The following is a 20,159-nucleotide window of genomic DNA, read 5'->3' on the forward strand; positions in this document are numbered from 1 at the left end:
CGGTCGACGTTCCGCCCGGGCCACCGATCCGTCGAAGACGCGTCGCTGGGCTCGCATCGCGTCACAACCTCCGGTAAGTGAGTCCCGCATCGGCGGCGACGCCGTCGTCGACCGCGCCGGTCACGTCGATCAGTGCGGGTTCGTCGGCGAGTTCGTCCGCGACCTCCTCGAGATCGAGGTGGTCGAACTCCTCGTGGGGCGTCGCGAGCACGACGGCGTCGAAGCCCTCGAACGAGAGTCGATCCTGGATCTCGATGCCGAACGACTCTCGGGCCGCCTCGTCGTCCGCGAACGGGTCGAACCCCTCGACGTCGATGTCGTACTCCTGCAGTTCGTCGATGACGGTGCCGATCTTCGAGCTTCGAATGTCCCCGACGTCCGGTTTGTACGCCAGCCCCAACACCAGGACGCGACTCTCGCGGAGCGTCTTGTGACACTGGTTGAGCGCCTTGATCGTCAGCTCGGCGACGTGGTCGGGGACCGACTCGTTGACCCGCCGGCCCGTTTGCATGAGTTCGGGGTCGAACCCCTCCTGAGCCGACCGGTACGCGAAGAAGTACGGATCGACCGGTATGCAGTGGCCGCCGACCAGCCCCGGCCGGTAGTCGTGGAAGTTCCACTTCGTGCCCGCGGCGTCGAGGACGGCCCGGCCGTCGATGTCCATGGTGTCGAGCGCCATCGTGAGTTCGTTGACGAACGCGATGTTGAGGTCCCGCTGGGCGTTCTCGACGACCTTGCAGGCCTCGGCGACCTCGATCGACGGCGCGCGATGGACGCCCGCATCGACGATCGACTCGTACAGCGTCGCCACGTCCTCGAGCACCGCCTCGGTCTGCGCGCTGACGACTTTGACGACGTCCTCGAGGCCGTGGTCCGCGTCGCCCGGCGTGGCGCGTTCCGGGGAGTACCCGACGAAGAAGTCCGTGCCCGCGGTCAGTCCGGAGGCGTCCTCGAGTGCCGGTACGACCGTCTCGCGCGTCGTGCCGGGGTAGACCGTCGACTCGAGGACGACCGTCGTCCCGGGGTCCATTGTCGATCCGACGGTGGACGCCGCGCTCTCGACGTAGCCGAGGTCCGGCCGATCGTCGTCGTCGATCGGCGTGGGAACGGCGATGATGACGTAGTCGGCCGCGCCGATCTCGCTGGCGTCGGTCGTATACGAGATGTCACCGTCCTGGATCGCATCGTCGGAGAGGTCGCCGGTCGTATCGATGCCTTCCTGTAGTCGACCCACCGTTACATCGTCGACGTCGTAGCCGATGACGCGGTAGTTCGACCGGGCGAACCCGACCGCGAGCGGGAGCCCGACGTATCCCAATCCGACGACGCAGATCGTCGCCGCGTGCGTCGACTGTGCGCTCGAGTGCTCGAGGGCGGTGTCGCCGCCGGGACTCGATTGTCGTTCGTTCTGGTCGCTCTCCCGATCGTCGACTCGCGTCTCCGTATCGCTGAGTATCGTGGTCATGGGTGATGCGTTGTCGCTGCCCCGTCACACAACCGCGTGCAACGGTCACTCCGGAACCGGTGCACCCGCGATCGGCGGGGCGTCCCGTGGAAGCGACGAGTCGGTGGCGGTGGTTTACTATACCGCGAATAAACGAGTACGGGAACGACACCGAGCGGTTCGTGGCCGGCGGACGCGCCGCTGGCGGAATCGACGATCCGTGGATGGGCGACCGACTGAGCGCTTAGAACGTTGTTAACCCCGCCTGTACTGCTGTATAATGAAGGTGGCGCGGATCGCATCCCCGATGCGGTCGGCGAAGTCGCGACGCTCGTGACTCGATCGCGTACCGACTGCAGCAGACGCGAATCATGGTGTTCACGCCCCAAATCGGAGTCAGTACCCGGCTCGCATCGATGCGGAGCACCGTCTCGGCCGATCCGGGTCCAGCTTCGACACAGCAGTACGACGTGCACGTGATGGCATCGAGAACGGTCGTTCCGCGGATCGGCGATCGGTCCGGCGGAACGTTGTCCTGGATACAACTGCTTCGCGTGACGTCGTTCTGGGAGTCCGCCCTGATCGCGGCGCTGTTCCTGTTGATCAGCGGACTCGTCGGGTTCCGGATGGCCACCGCGCTCTCGGAGCGCGATATCGACGTGTCGGTGCTGCCGCTGGTGGCGGATACGATCGGCGACCGAGACGACTCCGAGCAGCCACCAGAGGACACCCATCGCGCGTACGCATCGTATCTCTCGCCGGAAACGCCATCGCGACTCCTGAGCGACGAGGGAGAGGTGGTCCGACTCCTCATCGCGAATCACGGTCGGATTCGCCAGCATCGAATCACCGAGCGGACCGGCTGGTCGAAGTCGAAAGTGAGCCGGATCTGCTCGCGGATGCACGCCGACGGCACGATCGAGAAACGCTCGGTCGGGCGGGAGAACGTCATCACGCTGGCCGATCGACCGGCGACTCGAGAGCAGGCGTCGGACGACGTCGAGACCCCCGTTCAGTAGGCACGACCGACCGCCGTTCACCCACCAGTCACATCGCCTTTTTCCGACCGCCACATCGCTCGCGCTCATCGCAGTTCTCGTCGGCGAGAACCACCCGACCGACGGCCCCGCCTCGAGTCGACCGTCGGACGACGGTAACTGGGGCAGGCAAGCGACGGTGTCGCCGGAACCGTCCCATGGGGCAGTCGGTCGTCGCCGGCCGTCCCTAGCCATCTTCCGAGAGCCGGACCAGAGCGACCGCTCGGTCCCTTCGAGGCGGGAATCCCGCCGTTTACCGCGAGGAGGATGGCACGGCGGACGCCCGCTCCGTCGCATCGGAGAGTAGCGTTTCGAGGGTCGAACGCGGGATTATACGGCCGGTAGCGACCGTCGTATTCGCAGTACCGACTTATTCGTGCTATAGTAATGGCCGCTGTCACACGTCGTGGGAATGACGCCCCGGCCGTCGACAGCACCGTCGGACGGGGTCGAGATACCAATGACACGAACCAGTACTGCAGTTCAGGCAGCGGTCTCGAACCGGCTCGAAACGACCGATACGACCATCGGCAGCGATGTCGTCCGCCGTTCGGTCGGAGAGACATCGCGGTCGACGGCCGCTGCTCGGGAGGTGCTGCGCTGATGTGCGGTATTATCGCGCGTATCGGCCGCGGCAGCGCGGCGGAGACGCTCCTCTCGGGCCTCGAGAACCTCGAGTACCGCGGCTACGACTCGGCGGGGATCGCGGTCCAGAACGGGTCCGGCGTCACGGTCCACAAGACGTCCGGCGAAGTGTCCGACCTCAAGTCGTCGCTCGACGGCCGTCCTCACGGGAACATGGGAATCGGTCACACCCGCTGGAGCACGCACGGGCCGCCGACCGACGAGAACGCCCACCCGCACACCGACACGGCAGGTGACGTGGCGGTCGTCCACAACGGCGTCATCGACAACTACGACGAACTCAGGGCGGACCTCACCGCGGCGGGCCACGAGTTCGAGAGCGAGACCGACACGGAGGTCATCCCGCACCTCATCGACGAGTACCTGCAGTCGACCGACGACACCGAGCGGGCGGTCCGGAAGGCCGTCGACACGCTCGAGGGGAGTTACGCGATCGCCGCGATCGTCGACGGCGAGGAGCGCGTCTACGCGGCGCGAAAGGGCTCCCCACTCGTCCTCGGGCTCGACGACGAGGAGTGGTATCTCGCTAGCGACGTGCCGGCGTTCCTCGATCACACCGACGACGTGATCTATCTCGAGGACGGCGATCTCGTCGTCCTCGAGCCGGACGCCTACCGGATCACCGATCTCGACGGCACACGGATCGAGCGGTCCGTCGACACCGTCGACTGGGACCCGGACGATGCGGGGAAAGGCGAGTACGACCACTACATGCTCAAGGAGATCGAGACGCAGCCGACGGCCCTCTCGAACACGATCGAGGGTCGGATCGATGGTGGGGACGTCGCCTTCGAGGCCCTCCCGCCCGGCTCGTTCGACAGCATCGAGTCCGTCCAGTTCGTCGCCTGCGGGACGTCGTATCACGCGGCGATGTACGGCGGGCAGTTAGTGCGGGAGGCGGGCGTGCGGGCCGACGTCCTCCGCGCGAGCGAGTACGAATCCACGGCCGGACCGGTCGACGAGACCACGCTCGTCGTCGCGGTCACGCAGAGCGGCGAAACCGCCGACACCCTCGACGCGGTTCGGCACGCGGCTGCTCGCGACGCGCGGACGCTCGCCGTCACTAACGTGGTCGGCTCGACCGCCGCACGCGAAACCGACGACGCCGTCTACATCCGCGCCGGCCCGGAAGTCGGCGTCGCGGCGACGAAGACCTACTCCTCGCAAGCGGTCACGCTCGCCCTGCTCAGCCAGCGCATCGCCGGCGACGTTCCGGACGCGACTCCCGTCGCGGATCGAGCCGCCATGCTCGAGGCGCTCGAAGCCCTTCCAGCGCACGTCGAGACCGTCCTGGAAAGGGGACGGGCGGAAACGCTCGCCCGGGAACTGCTCGACAGCGACTCGTACTTCTTCATCGGGCACGGGCTCGGGCACTCGGTGGCGCTCGAGGGCGCGTTGAAGTTCAAGGAGATCACCTACGAGCACGCCGAAGGGTTCGCCGCCGGGGAGCTGAAACACGGGCCGCTCGCGCTCGTGACCGAAGACACGCCCGTGTTCGCGGTCGCGACCGGCAGCGACGACGACGAGAAGACGAAGACGAACGCGATCGAGGCCCAGTCTCGCGGTGCGCCGATCGTCGCCGTCGGCCCGGACGACCAGCCCCTCGCCGACGTCGCCGATGCGCACCTGCCGGTCCCTGACACCCATCCCGTCTGGGCGGGCTTGCTCGCGAACGTCCAGCTCCAGTTGCTCTCCTACCACGCCGCGACGCAACTCGAGCGCCCGATCGACAAGCCGCGCAACCTCGCGAAGAGCGTCACGGTCGAATGACCGTCCCGCCCGCCGAATAACGCCTTTTTGACGCGTCAGTTCGAAACAGGAACGTCGATTCTCGAACCGCTACCGTGAGCGATCACGCACGGCCGAACGTCGAGCGCTGCCGTTAGCCCTCCGCGCCGAGGCCGCTGGATCACGCAGCGAGTACACGATGCCACACCGCTCGAGGGATCGGCAGTGTCCCGTATCGAGGAGTGGGGAGTGTCTGCGGTCGCGACCGCGGCTGTACAGTCGGCGACGGGCGATCCACGGGACGGAGCCGCGCGCTCGGTGGCGACGCCCGCACGTTGGTCCTGCAGTCTCGCCGTTCAGCGAACGCGCTCGCCGAGCGGATAGTGGTCAGTTGACGACCCGGGACTCGAGGCGGTGCCGTCGGCACGGAACCAAACCGGCGTCACTCGGCGGTCGAGCCGGTCGGTGACGCCGACGGACCGATCAACGTTCCGAGATCGCTACTAACGAGCAGCGAACGGCGACCGACGCGTCCCTAACCGTCGGTCGTCTCCGCTGTCACGCGCCGTCTCGTGTCGCCATCGACGTCGACGGTCCGCTCGTCCGACTCGGTCCCGTCTACGATCACGGTAAACGTGTACTCGCCGTCCTCGCGCTCGAAGTCGACCTCGCTGTTCCGATCGACGGTCTTCCGCTCTTTCCCCTGCAGACTCAGCGGTTCCCGCTCGAGCGCAACGGTCGCGTTGTCGAGCGGTTCGCCGGTCCCGTCTGCCACGACGAACGTCACCGTACTCCCGTCGTCGCTCGAGTCGGCAGTGCCCGAGCCGTCGCGTTCCTCCTCGAGCGGCAGCGTGAGCGACGCGTTGCCGCCGTCGATCGCGACGCTGTCTTCCGCGGACAGATAGCCGTCCGCGTTCGCGGACACGGCGTAGGTGCCGTTCTCGACCTCCCACGTGGCCTCGCCGTTGCCGCCGGTCGTTTGGCCATCGTCGACGGTCGCGTTGTGACTGACGGTGGCCCCGTCGACCGGGTTCCCGTCCCGATCTTCCACGGTCACGGTCAACGTGTGCGGTCCGTCATCGCCGTCGCCGCTGGTGCCGTCGCTATCGCCGTCCGTCTCGCTGCCATCGGTATCGCCGTCGCTGCGATCCTCGTCCGTTTCGCCGTCGTCGCTGTCGGTGCTCCCCCCGCCGTCGGCGGTGCTCTCGTTGCCGCCATCGTTGTCATCTCCGCCGTCAGTAGCGGTTCCATCCCCGCTCTCGTCGTTCTCGCCGCTGGTCTCGTCGGTTTCGTTCCCGCTGCCGGCGTCCGCAGCGCTGTCATCCGACGACTCGACGCCATCGTCGGCCGGCTGATCCGAATCGTCGAATCGGTCAGTGACCGATCCGACGGCGCTACTGACGGACGCCCCGCTCGCAGCGAGCACTAACCCGGCCAGCAGGAACACGATCCCACTGACGGTGAGCAGAATCTGCACGCTGCTCCGAATCGATCTGGTCTCCGTTCGCTGTCGTTTGACATTTCGACGCATACGTGAGCAATTGTGAATCGTGATCGGTTGTTACGTGCGCGCCGTCCCGTCTCCGTCCGCGATCGCCGCGTTCCGCTCCCCATCGGACACGTCCGCTGTCGGTCGGCCAGCGCTCGAGCGGGCGCCGGTCGCGATACGTTCGGTCCCGGACGCTGCTGGTGTGGCTGCCGGGTCGTCCGACGAGCCTCGGGTCGGACCCCGTGCCGAGGGGTGCTGGCGGATCACCTGCCGACAGCGTCCAGTCGCCCGGGAGTTCGATCGGTCACGTCCGAGTGAATTCATTACGCGACGCTTCCCCGGTTCGGCGGTTCACTATACGGACGATAAAACCGTTTCACTACCGAAAACCGTCTGCGACGGCGGACTGTGGGAGCGATACCACCACTAGAACTCGGCTGTGCGATCGCGCGAGCAGTAATATCGTATTACCCAGTCCGGCGGGGGAGCGCAAGTCGCCGATTGGCGAGTCGTAACGGCGGTTTTGGCCGCTCTCACGGCTCGTTGACCGACCGCCGAACGCGTAATCTCCGGACGGATTTCGAGCGTGGAGCGTGAACAGTCGGCGCGCTTTTTCAGTGTTCCTGTGGGAGTCCCGGTTGAGAGTGCCATGAGCGAATCCACGACAAACGACCCGGCGGCCGGCGAATCGCACGCCCGCGACCAGGGGGAGCCGGACAGCCAGAAGTGGCTGAGCGGCGTCGTCTCGCTGATCGGCCTGTGGCTGGCCGCGTCACCGTTCGTCTACGGCCCGGCACAGTCCATGCTGTGGAACAACCTGCTGGTCGGGGGCGCGATCTTCCTGCTGGCGGGGTACAACTACTACCGGATCATCACCGCCCACCCGACCAGTACCGGCGTGATGTCGCTCGTCGCCCTGCTCGCGCTGTGGATGGTCGTCTCCCACTTCGCGATCGGGGGGCAGGTCGCGATCGGCGGTCTCGAGGTCGCCAGTGCGGGCCTGGCCTGGAGCAACATCGTCTCGGGACTCATCGCCGCGGCGCTGTCGGCGTACATCGCCTACGCCGCCGGCCGCGGCGTCCCTCGCGGAACGGCCGCCGGAACGCGATAACGACTCGGACACGGCTTTTTTCGTCGCCGTCCGCCGCGATCAGGGGTATCGCTCGGGCGGTGCGTCCGCCGCGCGCCGCTCGAGCAGGTCGAGAACGGGCTCGCTCGCGGCCAGTCGAATCCCGATCGCGGTGAGCCGATCCCGTATCGCGCCCGGAACAAGCGTGCCGTATAGCGAGCCGAGTGCGGGAACCGGGCCGACGCGATAGTGCGTGTCGGGGTTCGGAACGGTCGCGGCCTCCCGAATCGTCGCGGCGACCCGATCGGGATCGTTGATGAACGGACCGCCGCTTTCGACGGCGCGGAGCCGCCGGAGGATGCGGTAGAGATCGGCGTACCCCGTGGGGCTGACAACGGTCACGTTCCTGTTCGACCCGTGCCGGTCCGTCTCCGTCGTCTCTGCGCCGTCGACAGGGCCTGAGGCTGGTCGGGCGGTCGCGGCCGCGTCGTCGACCGCTGTCACGGCGCGGTCGTAGAACGGCGTCCGCACGATGCCCGGTTGCACGACGACGACGTCGATCCCGGAGCCGGTCAGCTCCTGTCGCAGCGCGTCGCTCAGACTCGCCATCGCCCACTTCGAGGCGGTATAGGCACCGATCCCGGCGAGCGCGAGCCGATCCGCGGCGCTGGTGACGGTGATAATGCGACCACTGCCGCGTTCGCGCATCCCCGGAAGCACCGCCCGAATCAGTCGGTGCGGCCCGAAGCAGTGGACGGCGAACTGGCGCTCGAGCAGCCTCGTGGGCACGTCTTCGACCGGACCGAACTGTCCGTAGCCGGCGTTGTTGACGAGGCACTCGACGCCGCCGGCCTCGTCGCGGACGCGCTCGACGACGCGGTCGATATCGTCGGGGGCGGTCAGATCCAGGGCTGCGATGTCGGCCCCGCGGTCGGCCAGTCGCTCGAGGCCGTCCCGATCGCGATCACGGGCGGTCGCATAGACCCGCCACCCCGCCGCGAGCAGTGCGCGCGCCGTTTCGTAGCCGATGCCGGACGAACAGCCGGTCACGAGTGCGGTCGTCGCCATGTGCCGTTCTACGATGGCCTCGTAGAAGGCAGTCCCCAGATATCGGCCTCGAGGACTGTCACAGCTACCGATGGCTCCGAGAGCGGTCGGCGATCCCCGAGCGGGGGAACGGTACCGTCAGTCTTCGAACGGAGCGACGGGATCTGACGGGCTTCGCGGACCTTCCGGCGGCCCTCGTTCGATGGCATCCGGTGATCCGCGTTCGATGCCGTCCGGCGATCCCCGCGGCACGTCCGGGAGTTCGAGGTCGTCGTCTTCCGGCGACCCCCGTTCGATGCCGGTCGACGGCTCCCGCTCGTCGTCCGCCGACGGGTCGCGGTCGCTCGCCGCCGAGTCGTCCGGATCGTCGATCAGCCCGCCGTCCTCGAGCGCTCGCTCGAAACCGCCGCCGAAGTCGTCGTCCGGGTCGGGTGAGTCGTCCGGGTCGGGTGAGTCGTCCGGGTCGGGTGAGTCGTCCGGGTCGGTTGAGTCATCAGGAGCAACGGGTTCGTCTGGGCCGTCCGGTCCGGTTGGTTCGTCAGGCGCAGCGGGTTCGTCCGGGTCGGTCGGTTCGGCCGGCTCGGCGGGACCGTCCGGCGACGGTCGAGCGGCATCGTCCGACGGGGCGTCGTCTCCGTCGGAGTCGTCGACCGACGGGTCGGACTCGGTCGGCGGCACCGGGTCGGCTGGCGGTTCCGTCGTACTGCTGTCGTCCCCGTCCGGGCTCGAGTCGGGCTCGGTTTCGGGAGCAGCCGCGTCGTCGCGGTCGGCGGTCGGCGCGGTTGACTCGGCGGCCGACGCGTCGTCGCTCTCCACTGCAGCGGCGGACGAATTCGTCTCGTCCGCCCGCAGATCGGGGGCGACGACCACCGTCAGGACGCCGAACGTGAGCAGGACGGCCACGACGGGCACCAGCAGCGCGAACGCCGATGGGATGTCGTCTCGAAGGCGTGACATTCGACGGCTCGACCGTAGACGACCCGCCCGCTTTGTTACTCTCGGCCCACAGCGGATCGAACCGACGGGTGCCGGTTGATACGCGTCCCCTTCCGTTCGTATCGGCTCGCTTCGGGCTCGAGGAACGGTGTCGGTCGCGACGCGGGACGAAGCCGCCGCGGGCGGCCGAACAATGATATAGCCGGCCCGTCCAGTGGGAACAACGGACACCGCCGACAATGACGACTCATTACGATCACGCACAGGTACAGGAGTTTTGGCAATACGTCTGGGAGCGCGACGATGTCTACGCGCTCGATGCCGACGCCACGGACCCGACCTACGTCCTCGGCATGTTTCCCTACACGTCGGGCACGCTCCACATGGGGCACGTCCGCAACTACGCGATCACCGACGCCTACTCGCGCTATCGTCGCATGCGGGGCGACGACGTCCTCCACCCGATGGGCTGGGATGCGTTCGGCCTCCCCGCCGAAAACGCGGCGTTCGACCGCGGGACCGACCCCGAATCCTGGACCCAGGCGTGTATCCGGCGCATGCGCGAGGAACTCGAGACGATGGGCTTTGGCTACGACTGGTCACGGGAGATTACCACCTGTGAGCCCGAGTACTACCGGTGGAATCAGTGGCTGTTCAAGCGCCTCTACGAGGCAGGGCTCGTCGAGTACGAGGCGGCGACGGTCAACTGGTGTCCCGACTGCGAGACGGTGCTGGCCGACGCCCAGGTCGTCGATCGCGAGGACGAGCGCAGCGAGTCCGCGGATCAGGGAGCCGGCGACGCCGCGAGCGGCCGCGGCGATCGCGTCTGCTGGCGGTGTAAGACCCCGGTCGGGCGACGGGAACTCGATCAGTGGTTCTTCACGATCACCGACTACGCCGCGGAACTCCACGAGGGACTCGACGATCTCGAGGGCTGGCCCGAGGGCGTCCGCGAGATCCAGCGCAACTGGATCGGCCGGCAGGAAGGGGCACGGATCACGTTCGACGTGGCCGGGTACAGCGGCGCTGGCGGGAGCGGCGACGGTGACGACGACCGAACCGTCGACGTGTTCAGCACCCGCCCGGAGACGATCTACGGCGCGACCTATCTCGCCGTGTCGCCGGGGCACGACCTCGCTCGAGCCCTGGCCGAGGACGACGACGCCGTCGCCGACTACATCACGACCGTGCGCGAGCAGGACCCCGACCGGGTCGGGTTTTCCGGCGTCGAGACCGACGCCACCGCGGTCCACCCGCTGACCGGCGCGGAACTCCCGGTCTACGTCGCCGGCTACGTCCTCGAAGACGTCGGTACCGGTGCCGTAATGGGCGTTCCCGGCCACAACGAGCGCGACCACTCGTTTGCGCGCGAGCACGACCTGCCGATCGAGCGCGTGATCGTTCCCGACGCGGACGACAACGGCGGTAGCGGGACCGAAACGGTCGAAGGCAGCCCGTACACCGGCGCGGGCGTCCTCGAGCACAGCGGCGAGTACGACGGCCTCGAGAGCGAGGTGGCCGGCAAGCGGATCGTCGCGGGCCACGACGCGCTCGCGGACGACGTCACCTATCGGCTCCGGGACTGGCTGATCTCCCGCCAGCGCTACTGGGGAACGCCGATCCCGATGGTCCACTGTGACGAGTGCGGACGCGTTCCGGTGTCGGACGAGAACCTCCCGGTCGAGCTCCCGGCGTTCGTCCGGACCACGGGGAATCCGCTGGACGCGGCCGAGGAGTGGACCGAGACGACCTGTCCGGACTGTGGTGGGCCCGCCCGGCGCGAAACGGACACGATGGACACGTTCGTCGATTCCTCGTGGTACTACCTGCGGTTCCTCTCGCCGGCTCTCGCGGACGCGCCGTTCGAAACCGAGGTCGCAAACGACTGGCTGCCGATCGACCTCTACGTCGGCGGCGACGAGCACGCCAGCCTCCATCTGCTGTACACTCGCTTCTTCACGAAGGCGCTGGCCGATCTCGACCTGCTCGAGCGCCGGGAGCCGATCCGCGAACTCGTGAGCCAGGGGACGGTGCTGTACGACGGCGAGAAGATGTCCAGTTCGAAGGGGAACGTCGTCACCCCCGAGGAGTACGGCGCGGAGACGACGCGGCTGTTCGTGCTCTCGGCGGCGCATCCCGAACAGGACTTCGAGTGGACCGCCAACAACGTCCGCGGGGCCTACGATCTCCAGCAGACCCTCTACCGGATGGCGACCGCTTTCGTCGAGGAGGGCGACGCCCGCGTCGAGCGACGGGACCACGACGAGTACGTCGCCCGGGAGATCGACCGAACCATCGCCGCGGTCACGGAGGAGTACGACCGGTACCGGTTCCACCGTGCCGCAACCGAGATCCGGGAACTGGCGCGTCTGCTCCGACGCTACCGCGAGTACGACCGCCCGCACGGCGACGTCTACCGGCGCGGGCTGCTGACCCTGGCCGCGCTGATCGCCCCGATGGCCCCCCATCTCGGCGAGGAACTCTGGAACAAACTCCGCGGGGACGGGCTCGCCGTCGAGGCCGACTGGCCCGAACCCGATCACGACGCCTCGCAGTATCGGCTCGAGCGTCGACTGGTCGATCGTACGCTCGAAGACGTTCGAGACATCGTCGACGTCGCCGACATCGACGACCCCGAACGGATCGAACTGGTCGTCGCCCCCGACTGGAAATACCGGGCCGCCGAGTTGGCGAGCCGGACCGACAGCGGGGACGACGGGTCCGACCCCGTCGACGCGATCGTCGACGCGGTTCTCGCGGACGAGTCGGCCGCCGCCCCCGATCCCTCTCGCGTCGCGGCGTTCGCGGGCGAACTCGTCGGACGCGACGGCAGGGACGGCGAGGAGGGGCGAAGCGCGGATCACGAACTGGCGATCCTCGACCGCGCGTCCTGGCTCGTCACCGACGAGTTCGATGCGGCCGTCAGCGTTCGACGGGCCACCGGCGACGACGCGCAGGCCGCCAAAGCCCGCCCCGGCAAACCCGCGATTCGAATCCGGTAGGGGTCGCCGACCGGGTCGATGTGCCGCTACTCGGCGGCGCGGAGGCGGTCCGCTCGAGCGGTTCCACAAACTCGGGAAGGACAGTTTTATTCAGCCGGCTTCGAAAGACCCAAACACGATGGTGGAGGGTGGCGGTAGCGTCGGCTCGTCGTCCAAACGAGCACCGAGCCAAGCAGTGATCGAAGCGGTCGCCGAGGCGGAAGGCGTTTCGCCGGCGGCGATTTCGCCACCGGACTACCAATCCCTCCACGCCGTCGTCGATCCGGCGGCACTGGATGCGCTCTTCGCGGACCGGTCCAACGGCGCGAGCAGGCCCGGGGGAACGGTCTCGTTTTCCTTCTGTAGCTACGACGTCACCGTCGATCAGGACGGACGGGTAACGCTCGGCGAACCGGCTGACTCGGCCGACTGACGTTCCCCTCGACGGATGGGAGTGATTGCTCGCGATCCGTTTCTCCTGCGGCGAACGCCTCTGGGGATCGACTAGACACGATCACGTTCCGGAGTGGCCGCCATCGGATCGCACCCGGAACAGCAAGCATGATACGGCGGTGTTCCTAACGTCCGCTAATGGCAACCGCTGACGCCAAACGGCGACTCCGGAAGCAGCCGGTGGGTGCAACGATCCTCCTGACGATCGTCGGGTACGCGCTGGTGCTCGGGACGTTTCTGCTTGACGTTCCGATCTATCCCGACCTGACGAACGCACAGGTCAATCTGCTGTCTCACGTGATCGCGGTCATCAACACGACCGCGACGGTCGTCTTGCTGCTCGGCTGGTACTGGATCCGCGCCGGCGACGTCGAGAAACACCGGCTGGCGATGGTCAGCGGGTTCGTGTTGATCCTCGGCTTTCTGGTCGTCTACCTGCTCAAGGTCGGCGGCGGCGGGACCAAGGAGTTCGTCGGCCCCGATCTGGCCTACTACCCGTATCTCGTCATGCTGGCGATCCATATCATCCTCTCGATCGTCTCGGTCCCGGTCGTCCTCTATGCCCTGATCCTCGGGCTGAGTCACACGCCCGCGGAACTCCGTGAGACGCCACACGCCAGCGTGGGCCGCATCGCCGCCGGCGCGTGGATTCTGAGTCTCTTCCTCGGCGTCGTCACCTACGTCCTGCTCAACCACGTCTTCGCCTACGAGTTCGCGTCGATGATCGCCCCCGTCGCCGTCTAACGCGTCGCAGATCGCCGTATCCGCGTCGCGCCCGTTTCGATACGATCGCCCGCGAGAGCGAGCCGTCCCGCCGTTGATCCGCTCGAGGCGGGACCCACAAGTTATCCCGTCGCCCGCCGTACCGTCGGGCAACGAATGCAATTCGTCGAAGAAATCGTCGTAGACGAGTTCCTTCCGACCGTCCGCTCGCTGCTCGCCGGTGATCTCCGAGAGCGAGGCTTCACGCAAAGCGAGGTCGCCGACGTGCTCGGCATCAGCCAGAGCGCCGTCTCGAAGTACGCCCACGGCGACGTGACGGTCAACGACCGCATCGCCGCGGACGACCGGGTGCTGGATCTCGTCGACGAACTCGGCACCGGACTGGCGGCCGGCGAGATCTCGCCCGTGCAAGCGCTTATCGAGATCGAGGTCCTGATCCGCGATCTCGAGTCCGGCGGGGACCTGCTCGCCCAACTCCACGAGGAGGCCGTGCCGGAACTCGCCGATCACGGCGCGAGTTTCCGCGTCCACGACCCCGAAAGCGACCTGCGGACCAGCGAGCGGGTGCTCTCGTCGCTGCGGCGAGGCCTGGGCATGCTCGAGACCGCAAGCGGGTTTACGAGCCTGATCCCCGCGGTCGGCTCGAACCTGGTCGCCTGTACGCCCGACGCGGAGGACGTCGACGACATCGCGGGCGTCCCCGGTCGGATCTTCGACGTGAAAGGTCGCGTAACGGTCCCCGCGGATCCCGAGTTCGGCGTCTCGGAGCACGTCGCGCGAGTGCTGTTGGCCGCTCGCCGCCACGGTGCGGACGTCTCGGCGGCGATCAACGTCACGTACGAGCCGGGCCTGATCGACGACCTGACCGAGCAGGGCCACGTCGCCGCCGAGTTCGACGAATCCGGCGACGTCGCCTCGAGCGTCGGCGCGGCGATCGAGGACGAACCCGAGGCGACGGTGCTCTATCAGACCGGCGGCATGGGGATCGAACCACTGATCTACGTTCTCGGCCCGGATGCGGAGTCGGTCGCGGACACGCTCCGGTCGCTCGTCTGAACGGCACAATAGCCAATGACGGAGTCAGCACGGGAGTTCTACGGTCGCTGGGCGCGCCTCTACGATCTGATCGCACGACGAACGCCGGGTATCGCCCGCCTCCGAGATCGGGCGGCCGCCGCCTGCCGCCTCGAGCCCGGCGACACGGTCGTCGAGATGGGCTGTGGAACGGGCGCGAACCTTCCGGTCCTCCGCGAGCGGGTCGGACCCGAGGGGACCGTGATCGGACTCGACATCACGCGACCCGTACTCGAGCGGGCGCGTGCGGCTACGGCGGCGTACGATAACGTCCACGTCCTGCAGGGGGACGCGACGCAGCCACCGATCGGTGGCGGGCGTGACGGAGCCGGCGTACTGGACACGGTCGCCGGGGATATCGACGCCGTCCTCGCGACGTTCGTCGTCGGCATGCTCGCGGAGCCGGCGGACGCGGTCGACGACTGGTGTGACCTCGTCGGGGCCGACGGGACCGTCGTCCTCGCCAACGCTGCCAGAAGCGGGGAGTGGTACGCCCCGCCGGTCAACGCCGTTTTCCGGGCGATCGTCGTCCTCTCGACGCCGCCGACGACGAAACTCCGCTACGAGAGCGAGCCGCATCGTCGGCTCGACGAAAAGATCGGTGCCGCACACGCCCGTCTCCGCGAGCGCGCGGTCGCCGTCGCGGACGAGACCCACGTGTTCGAGGTCGTCCGGCTTACCGGCGGGAGACTGCCGGCGCGACCGATCGATTCCCGGCCGTGAGTCGGGATCGATGTCGCCCGGCGACGATTACGCGGGGGCTTCGGCGTCGCCGTACTCGCGCAGCCGTCGGCGGATGGCCGGTGGGATCGGCGTCGGCTGGTCGGTCTCGTGATCGACGTGGACGATCGTCGTCTCGGCCGTCGCGGCGACCGCGCCGTCGACGCGAATCTCGTACTCCATGGTACAACTCGAGTCGCCGAGTTCGGCGACAGCGAGGGCCACGACCGGCTCGTCGTCGTACGTGATCGGTCGCTCGTAGGCGATTTCGAGCGTCGCGACCACGAAAGCGATCTCCTCCTCGGGTACGCCCAGCACCTCTTCGATGTAGGCGGTCCGGGCCGCCTCGAGATAGCTCGCATAGACGGCGTGGTTGACGTGATCCAGCGGATCCAGGTCCCGAAAGCGAACGGGGACCTCGTGAGTGAACTCGTTACTCATTGTGTGTTGTCGCTCGCGGATTCGCACAAAAGTACGCACCGGTTCGTCATCCCGGCACCGATTCAGGACCGGCCGTACAGGTCGGCGTGGGCGGCACAGAACGCGGGGTCACGAAGTTGCGCGTCGATCAGGTCCGGCTGTCGGTGGGCGTTAAAGAGCCGACAGCCCTCCCGGTCGCAGAACGCCTCGCCGGTCTCGAGGTAGTGAAACGCCTGCAGCACGTACCCCTTCAGGGCCTCGGTGGTCCGCGGATCGTCGGCGACCAGGAAGTCGCCGTCGACCCGATTTTCGAGGACTTCCCGCGGCGGTGCGTCCCCGGAGCGGAGGGCGTGGCGCTGTTTTTCCGTATAGTAGGCCTCGGGCTTGGCGGGAGCCTCGTAGAGCCCCGGAACCGACACCAGCGCGGGTTGGCCGGGGACGGTCACGCGCTTGTGCCAGCGCCCGTCGTGATCGCCCCACGTCCCGATGGCGCGGTCGAGAATCGCGACGTGCAGCGTCTCGAGTCCGCGCTCGTCGGCGGGGAGCGCGGCGTTGAGCGCGCGCTGTACCTGGACGCCGTCGTAGAGAACCCCGCCCTCGCGCTCGGGGGTCTCGAGCGCCCGCTCCTCGTACCGGATCGTCCCGAGCATCGTGTTTCCCGTCTCGCGCTCGTAGGGGGATGGGACTCGCGCCTCGGCGAACCGCTCGGCGAGGTCGTCCGTGCGGTGGACGTCGAGGAACCGATCGCGGACGGCCACGGTCGCGTCGAGCCGCGCCCGCAACCAGGCGGCGATGTCGTCGACCGCGGCCGTCGTCGAGGGTGACCGATAGCAGATGAGGCGTTCGACCATGTACTAACTAGTGGTACCACTCGGTGAAACAGTTGCGGTTGAATCGGTCGACCGGTCGACAGCGGGACGGGAGGTGTCGCCTCGAGCGACGCGAATGGCGGGCCGCTCCGTGTACTGACGGCTGAATCGAGACGGGTGTGTCGCAACCGATTCCGGCCGCCCACCCGGAGAAGCCATTCATAAATAATCGTATTGTTCTACTATATAGTAAGAAATTAGTCACTCAGTTGCGTTCGGAGATTCGTGTGCCGAGACGAGAGGAGTTCGGCTGAGACCGCTTCCATCGAACCCAGTCCGACGACTTGAGAGCGTCGAAGGTTGGACGAAGACGATCGCCGGAGGACGACCATGACCGACGTATTGGTTGCTGGTATCCCGATTCCGATCACTTTTTCCGAAACCATATTTTTACAAAAATACCTCTCTAAGTGTTACGTCATACTACTAACTACAGAGCGCGGTTCACAAGCAAAGTACCGTGGCTGCGCGGGACTGGCCGACGAAACTCCCGGGGGCGACGCCGTCAGCGCGGTTGCCCCGTTTCCGGGCGGTCCGGGCGTGTAGTAATCACGTTTATTAGCGGTCGGGCCCTGCTTTCGAGCAGACCACAACGATGGGATGTAAGGTCGATACCCTTATCGAACGCCACTCTCTGACCGTCCCCGTCCCGGAGTACGATTCCGTCGACGAGTATCTGGTGGCGCGCTGGACCGGTTCGGACGGCCGGTCCGCCGACGGATACAAAGCCCTCACGGAGTGGTTCAACAAACGGCTCCTGAAACGGCTCTACGAGGAGCACGACCGAGATACCGTCACCGTCCATCTGGACCGCGAATACGAACTCATCACGGGCGAGGAAACGCTCCACCGCGACGAACTCGCGGCCGATCTCGCAACGGATGGACTCGATATCGACGAGATCGATAGCGAACTCCCCTCCTGGAGCACGATGCGTCACCACCTGAAGGACTGTCTCGAGGCTGAAAAGGAGACGCAATCGGCGGAGACGGACTGGGAGACGGACACCGTCCGGATGGCTCGCGAACGGGCCACTGAAAAGGCCCAGTCGGTACTGTCGTCGCTCGCCTCGAAGGGCCGTCTCCGGAACGGAGAGCGAGCGGACGTCGACGTGCAGGTCAAACTGAGTTGTCCGGAGTGTTCGGTCCGGGTCCCGTTCGCGGACGCGGTCGAACGCGGGTACGTCTGTGAGACGCACTTCGACGCCGAATCGGACGAGTCGGTGCGAGAGCAGGGGCGGAACGCGTTGTCCCTCCTCGCGGTTCCGTACGGACTTCTCGAGGGGATTCAGACGGCCATTCTCGAAGACCCGTACCTCGTCGAGGCGGTCGCGACCGCTGCCATCCCGTTATGACGTGGGAGTTCTCCATCGAGAACATCGCCGGTATTCGGCAGGGAGAGGCACGCATCGAACCGGGCGTAAACGTCGTCCGGGCGTCCAACTGGCAGGGGAAATCGAGCTTTCTCGCGAGCATCGAAACGGCGCTCGGCACTGCGACGCCGCTTACCGAGGGACAGGCGACCGGTCGGGTCACCGTCACCACGGCCGACGACGATATCGCCGTTACCCTCGAGCGGACGGACGGGTCGGTCTCCCGGACGGGAACCCCGTATCTCCACGACGAATACGATCGGGTGTGCGCGACACTGTTCGCATCGCTCGACGAAACCAACGAGATCCGACGGGCCGTTCGAAACGGCGAGACTATCGAACACCTCCTCACGCGGCCGCTGGATTTCGAAAACATCGACGAACGGATCGCCGACCTGAAAGCGGAGCGAGAACGGGTCGAGACGGAACGCGATCGAGCGGCGGACGCCGCCGACCGACTGCCACAGCTCCGGTCCCGAGTGACGGATCTCGAGTCGACGCTCGACGAACTGCACGCCCAGCGAGCCGATCTCGACGACGAGACCGGCGGTGACACGGACTCTCGAGACCGGTTGAGCGAGTTGCGCGTGGAACGCGATCGCGTCGACTCCCGTATCGACCGCCTCGAGACGACTGCCGAGCGCGTCCGCGAGACGCTGGCGGAGAAGCGAGCCGAACTCGAGGGGCTCTCGGTTCCGTCGAGCGAGGACATCGAACGCGAACTCGAGACGCTCCACGAGGAGCGCCGTGACGTAGAGCGGGATGTCGAACTGCTGCAGTCGGTCTACGAGGCGAACAAGCGCGTACTCGACGAGGGTCGCACCGAACTGTTGACCGACGTTTCCCACGACGTGCTCGCGGATACAGTGACGTGCTGGCTCTGCGGCGAGGACGCCACACGCGACGAGATCGAGGCGCAGTTGGCGGCTCTCGACGAGCGGATCGGCGAACTCGATTCGCAGGCCGACGAGTACCGAGAGCGAGTCGCGACGCTCGAAGCGAAACGCGACGAGATCCGGGAGGCTCGACGGCGTGAGACGGAGCTCACCGATCGTATCGGCGCTCTCGAATCGCGACTGGCGGAGACCGAAGAGAGTCTGGAAAGCGCTCGGGAACGGCGGTCGGAACTGGCGTCGCGTATCGAGACACTCGCCGAAGCGGTGGGTGCGACCGAAGAGCGAGTGCTGGAACTGGAAAGCGAGATCAAATACACCGAAACGGAGTTGGAGGAGGTTCGTGCGGACCTCGAGGACGCCGAGGCGCAGGCGGACCAGTTGTCGACGCTCGACGACGAGTACGCGTCGCTGACGGCGGAGATCTCCGAACTCAGGGGTCGCAAGGCGGAGATCAAACGGCGGACTCGCGAGGCGTTTTCGACCGCGCTCGAGGATCTCCTGGAGCGATTCGACACGGGATTCGAGACGGCCCGGCTCACGAGCGGGTTCGATCTCGTCGTCGCCCGGGACGGCCGCGAGGCGCGATTGGACGCGCTCAGCGAGGGCGAACGGGAGGTACTGGGACTTGTCGCAGCGGTCGCTGGCCACGACGCGTTCGATGTCGACGAGCGCGTTCCGGTGTTGCTCCTCGACGGTCTCGGTGGACTGGCAAGCGACAACCTCCGAACGTTGGTCGACTATCTGCGGGACCGAGCCGAGTATCTCGTCCTCACGGCGTATCCAGAACACGAGGGGTTCGACGGTCACGAACTGTCGCCGGCCGACTGGCAGGTCGTCTCCCACGACGCCGAGACAGCGCCCTGAGTCAGGTCCGCCGCTTCCGCGGGCAGGCTGCCGGATCCGCCACGAATGCGCTTCCCGTGGACTGGTGCGGGCAGGAGAGTCCGGCCAGACGTTCCAGTATACTATCTTATAATTTTAGATACGGTTAAATGAGTCGAGGTGATATTATTACGTGATGAGTGAATTCACCGAGCACCACCAGAAGGGAATCGAGGCGTTTACGAAGAGTTTGGAACACAAGCGACAGACGTGTCACGACTGTGGCTTCGAAGACACCGTCCTCGATAGCGAGTGGCAGACACACGTCGAGACGGAACCCAGGTCCGGCCACATCTGCTATCGGTTAACGTGTCCGGACTGTAACGGAACCGAAACCATCGAGATCGATATTTGACCCCCGGGGTCCGCTGCGA

At 66.7% G+C, this 20,159-nt stretch carries 18 protein-coding genes; 12 read left to right on the forward strand and 6 right to left on the reverse strand.

What is annotated here, in order from left to right; genetic code table 11:
* Nucleotides 1-61: 61 nt before the first annotated feature.
* Nucleotides 62-1,465, reverse strand: a complete 1,404-nt coding sequence (locus ALTAJ2_RS04540) for a nucleotide sugar dehydrogenase (RefSeq protein WP_007108056.1) — start codon at nt 1,463-1,465, stop codon at nt 62-64.
* Nucleotides 1,466-1,815: 350 nt separating this feature from the next.
* Here ALTAJ2_RS04540 and ALTAJ2_RS04545 point away from each other — a divergent pair, with 350 nt between their 5' ends.
* The 3 genes from ALTAJ2_RS04545 (at nt 1,816) to glmS (ending at nt 4,896) form a co-directional block, all read left to right on the forward strand.
* The gene (locus tag ALTAJ2_RS04545) at nt 1,816-2,463 is read left to right on the forward strand and encodes a helix-turn-helix transcriptional regulator (RefSeq protein WP_007108057.1); all 648 of its coding nucleotides are present in this window, start codon (nt 1,816-1,818) and stop codon (nt 2,461-2,463) included.
* Between the two features lie 478 nt (nt 2,464-2,941).
* Nucleotides 2,942-3,085 (forward strand): hypothetical protein, encoded by a 144-nt coding sequence (locus tag ALTAJ2_RS19575; RefSeq protein WP_007108058.1) that lies wholly within the window; start codon nt 2,942-2,944, stop codon nt 3,083-3,085.
* Nucleotides 3,085-4,896 carry a glutamine--fructose-6-phosphate transaminase (isomerizing) gene (gene glmS / locus ALTAJ2_RS04550; RefSeq protein WP_007108059.1) on the forward strand — a complete coding sequence of 604 codons (1,812 nt, stop codon included), beginning with the start codon at nt 3,085-3,087 and terminating at the stop codon, nt 4,894-4,896. The genes ALTAJ2_RS19575 and glmS overlap by 1 nt, the downstream gene beginning before the upstream one ends.
* A gap of 493 nt (nt 4,897-5,389) precedes the next feature.
* On the opposite strand, the gene ALTAJ2_RS04555 is transcribed toward glmS, so the two are convergent.
* A complete protein-coding gene (locus ALTAJ2_RS04555; RefSeq protein WP_007108060.1) occupies nt 5,390-6,331 on the reverse strand; it encodes an Ig-like domain-containing protein in 942 nt (313 codons plus the stop codon).
* A 661-nt stretch (nt 6,332-6,992) separates the two neighbouring features.
* Between ALTAJ2_RS04555 and ALTAJ2_RS04560 the strand changes: the two genes are divergently transcribed.
* A complete protein-coding gene (locus tag ALTAJ2_RS04560; RefSeq protein ID WP_007108061.1) occupies nt 6,993-7,454 on the forward strand; it encodes an SPW repeat protein in 462 nt (153 codons plus the stop codon).
* Between the two features lie 39 nt (nt 7,455-7,493).
* On the opposite strand, the gene ALTAJ2_RS04565 is transcribed toward ALTAJ2_RS04560, so the two are convergent.
* Nucleotides 7,494-8,480, reverse strand: coding sequence for an SDR family oxidoreductase (locus ALTAJ2_RS04565; RefSeq protein ID WP_007108062.1), 987 nt, complete (start codon nt 8,478-8,480; stop codon nt 7,494-7,496).
* Nucleotides 8,481-8,597: 117 nt separating this feature from the next.
* Complete coding sequence (locus ALTAJ2_RS04570) at nt 8,598-9,416, reverse strand: hypothetical protein (RefSeq protein ID WP_007108063.1); 819 nt, start codon at nt 9,414-9,416, stop codon at nt 8,598-8,600.
* A gap of 218 nt (nt 9,417-9,634) precedes the next feature.
* Here ALTAJ2_RS04570 and leuS point away from each other — a divergent pair, with 218 nt between their 5' ends.
* From leuS to ALTAJ2_RS04595, 5 genes are all read left to right on the forward strand, one after another.
* Nucleotides 9,635-12,397 (forward strand): leucine--tRNA ligase, encoded by a 2,763-nt coding sequence (leuS, locus tag ALTAJ2_RS04575; RefSeq protein ID WP_007108064.1) that lies wholly within the window; start codon nt 9,635-9,637, stop codon nt 12,395-12,397.
* A 118-nt stretch (nt 12,398-12,515) separates the two neighbouring features.
* Complete coding sequence (locus ALTAJ2_RS04580; RefSeq protein ID WP_007108065.1) at nt 12,516-12,809, forward strand: HalOD1 output domain-containing protein; 294 nt, start codon at nt 12,516-12,518, stop codon at nt 12,807-12,809.
* Between the two features lie 158 nt (nt 12,810-12,967).
* The gene (locus ALTAJ2_RS04585) at nt 12,968-13,573 is read left to right on the forward strand and encodes a DUF420 domain-containing protein (RefSeq protein WP_007108066.1); all 606 of its coding nucleotides are present in this window, start codon (nt 12,968-12,970) and stop codon (nt 13,571-13,573) included.
* 135 nt (nt 13,574-13,708) lie between these two features.
* A complete protein-coding gene (locus ALTAJ2_RS04590) occupies nt 13,709-14,608 on the forward strand; it encodes a thiamine-phosphate synthase family protein (protein ID WP_007108067.1) in 900 nt (299 codons plus the stop codon).
* 15 nt (nt 14,609-14,623) lie between these two features.
* Entirely contained in the window at nt 14,624-15,349 is a 726-nt protein-coding gene (locus tag ALTAJ2_RS04595) for a class I SAM-dependent methyltransferase (protein WP_007108068.1), read from the forward strand.
* A 27-nt stretch (nt 15,350-15,376) separates the two neighbouring features.
* Here the strand turns inward: ALTAJ2_RS04595 and ALTAJ2_RS04600 are convergent, their stop codons facing one another.
* Both ALTAJ2_RS04600 and ALTAJ2_RS04605 read right to left on the reverse strand, forming a co-directional pair.
* Entirely contained in the window at nt 15,377-15,787 is a 411-nt protein-coding gene (locus ALTAJ2_RS04600) for an acyl-CoA thioesterase (RefSeq protein WP_050031430.1), read from the reverse strand.
* 62 nt (nt 15,788-15,849) lie between these two features.
* The gene (locus tag ALTAJ2_RS04605; RefSeq protein ID WP_007108070.1) at nt 15,850-16,617 is read right to left on the reverse strand and encodes a DUF7001 family protein; all 768 of its coding nucleotides are present in this window, start codon (nt 16,615-16,617) and stop codon (nt 15,850-15,852) included.
* 613 nt (nt 16,618-17,230) lie between these two features.
* On the opposite strand from ALTAJ2_RS04605, the gene rdfA reads away from it, so the two are divergent.
* From rdfA to ALTAJ2_RS04620, 3 genes are all read left to right on the forward strand, one after another.
* Nucleotides 17,231-17,989: a rod-determining factor RdfA gene (rdfA, locus tag ALTAJ2_RS04610; protein WP_007108071.1), complete on the forward strand. Its 759-nt coding sequence runs from the start codon at nt 17,231-17,233 to the stop codon at nt 17,987-17,989.
* Nucleotides 17,986-19,767 (forward strand): archaea-specific SMC-related protein, encoded by a 1,782-nt coding sequence (locus tag ALTAJ2_RS04615; protein ID WP_007108072.1) that lies wholly within the window; start codon nt 17,986-17,988, stop codon nt 19,765-19,767. The genes rdfA and ALTAJ2_RS04615 overlap by 4 nt, the downstream gene beginning before the upstream one ends.
* A 154-nt stretch (nt 19,768-19,921) precedes the next feature.
* Complete coding sequence (locus ALTAJ2_RS04620; RefSeq protein ID WP_007108073.1) at nt 19,922-20,140, forward strand: hypothetical protein; 219 nt, start codon at nt 19,922-19,924, stop codon at nt 20,138-20,140.
* The last annotated feature ends 19 nt before the right edge of the window (nt 20,141-20,159 follow it).

The organism is Natrinema altunense (assembly GCF_000731985.1).
Lineage (GTDB): Archaea > Halobacteriota > Halobacteria > Halobacteriales > Natrialbaceae > Natrinema > Natrinema altunense.

Bases quoted from the DNA above. Each gene is read 5' to 3' on its own strand.
- ALTAJ2_RS04585 (WP_007108066.1), top strand. From the start codon at position 12,968: ATGGCAACCGCTGACGCCAAACGGCGACTCCGGAAGCAGCCGGTGGGT.
- ALTAJ2_RS04620 (WP_007108073.1), top strand. From the start codon at position 19,922: ATGAGTGAATTCACCGAGCACCACCAGAAGGGAATCGAGGCGTTTACG.
- glmS (WP_007108059.1), top strand. From the start codon at position 3,085: ATGTGCGGTATTATCGCGCGTATCGGCCGCGGCAGCGCGGCGGAGACG.
- ALTAJ2_RS04600 (WP_050031430.1), bottom strand. From the start codon at position 15,787: ATGAGTAACGAGTTCACTCACGAGGTCCCCGTTCGCTTTCGGGACCTG.
- leuS (WP_007108064.1), top strand. From the start codon at position 9,635: ATGACGACTCATTACGATCACGCACAGGTACAGGAGTTTTGGCAATAC.
- ALTAJ2_RS04595 (WP_007108068.1), top strand. From the start codon at position 14,624: ATGACGGAGTCAGCACGGGAGTTCTACGGTCGCTGGGCGCGCCTCTAC.
- ALTAJ2_RS04565 (WP_007108062.1), bottom strand. From the start codon at position 8,480: ATGGCGACGACCGCACTCGTGACCGGCTGTTCGTCCGGCATCGGCTAC.
- ALTAJ2_RS04590 (WP_007108067.1), top strand. From the start codon at position 13,709: ATGCAATTCGTCGAAGAAATCGTCGTAGACGAGTTCCTTCCGACCGTC.
- ALTAJ2_RS04580 (WP_007108065.1), top strand. From the start codon at position 12,516: ATGGTGGAGGGTGGCGGTAGCGTCGGCTCGTCGTCCAAACGAGCACCG.
- ALTAJ2_RS19575 (WP_007108058.1), top strand. From the start codon at position 2,942: ATGACACGAACCAGTACTGCAGTTCAGGCAGCGGTCTCGAACCGGCTC.
- ALTAJ2_RS04570 (WP_007108063.1), bottom strand. From the start codon at position 9,416: ATGTCACGCCTTCGAGACGACATCCCATCGGCGTTCGCGCTGCTGGTG.
- ALTAJ2_RS04545 (WP_007108057.1), top strand. From the start codon at position 1,816: ATGGTGTTCACGCCCCAAATCGGAGTCAGTACCCGGCTCGCATCGATG.
- ALTAJ2_RS04615 (WP_007108072.1), top strand. From the start codon at position 17,986: ATGACGTGGGAGTTCTCCATCGAGAACATCGCCGGTATTCGGCAGGGA.
- ALTAJ2_RS04560 (WP_007108061.1), top strand. From the start codon at position 6,993: ATGAGCGAATCCACGACAAACGACCCGGCGGCCGGCGAATCGCACGCC.
- ALTAJ2_RS04605 (WP_007108070.1), bottom strand. From the start codon at position 16,617: ATGGTCGAACGCCTCATCTGCTATCGGTCACCCTCGACGACGGCCGCG.
- rdfA (WP_007108071.1), top strand. From the start codon at position 17,231: ATGGGATGTAAGGTCGATACCCTTATCGAACGCCACTCTCTGACCGTC.
- ALTAJ2_RS04540 (WP_007108056.1), bottom strand. From the start codon at position 1,465: ATGACCACGATACTCAGCGATACGGAGACGCGAGTCGACGATCGGGAG.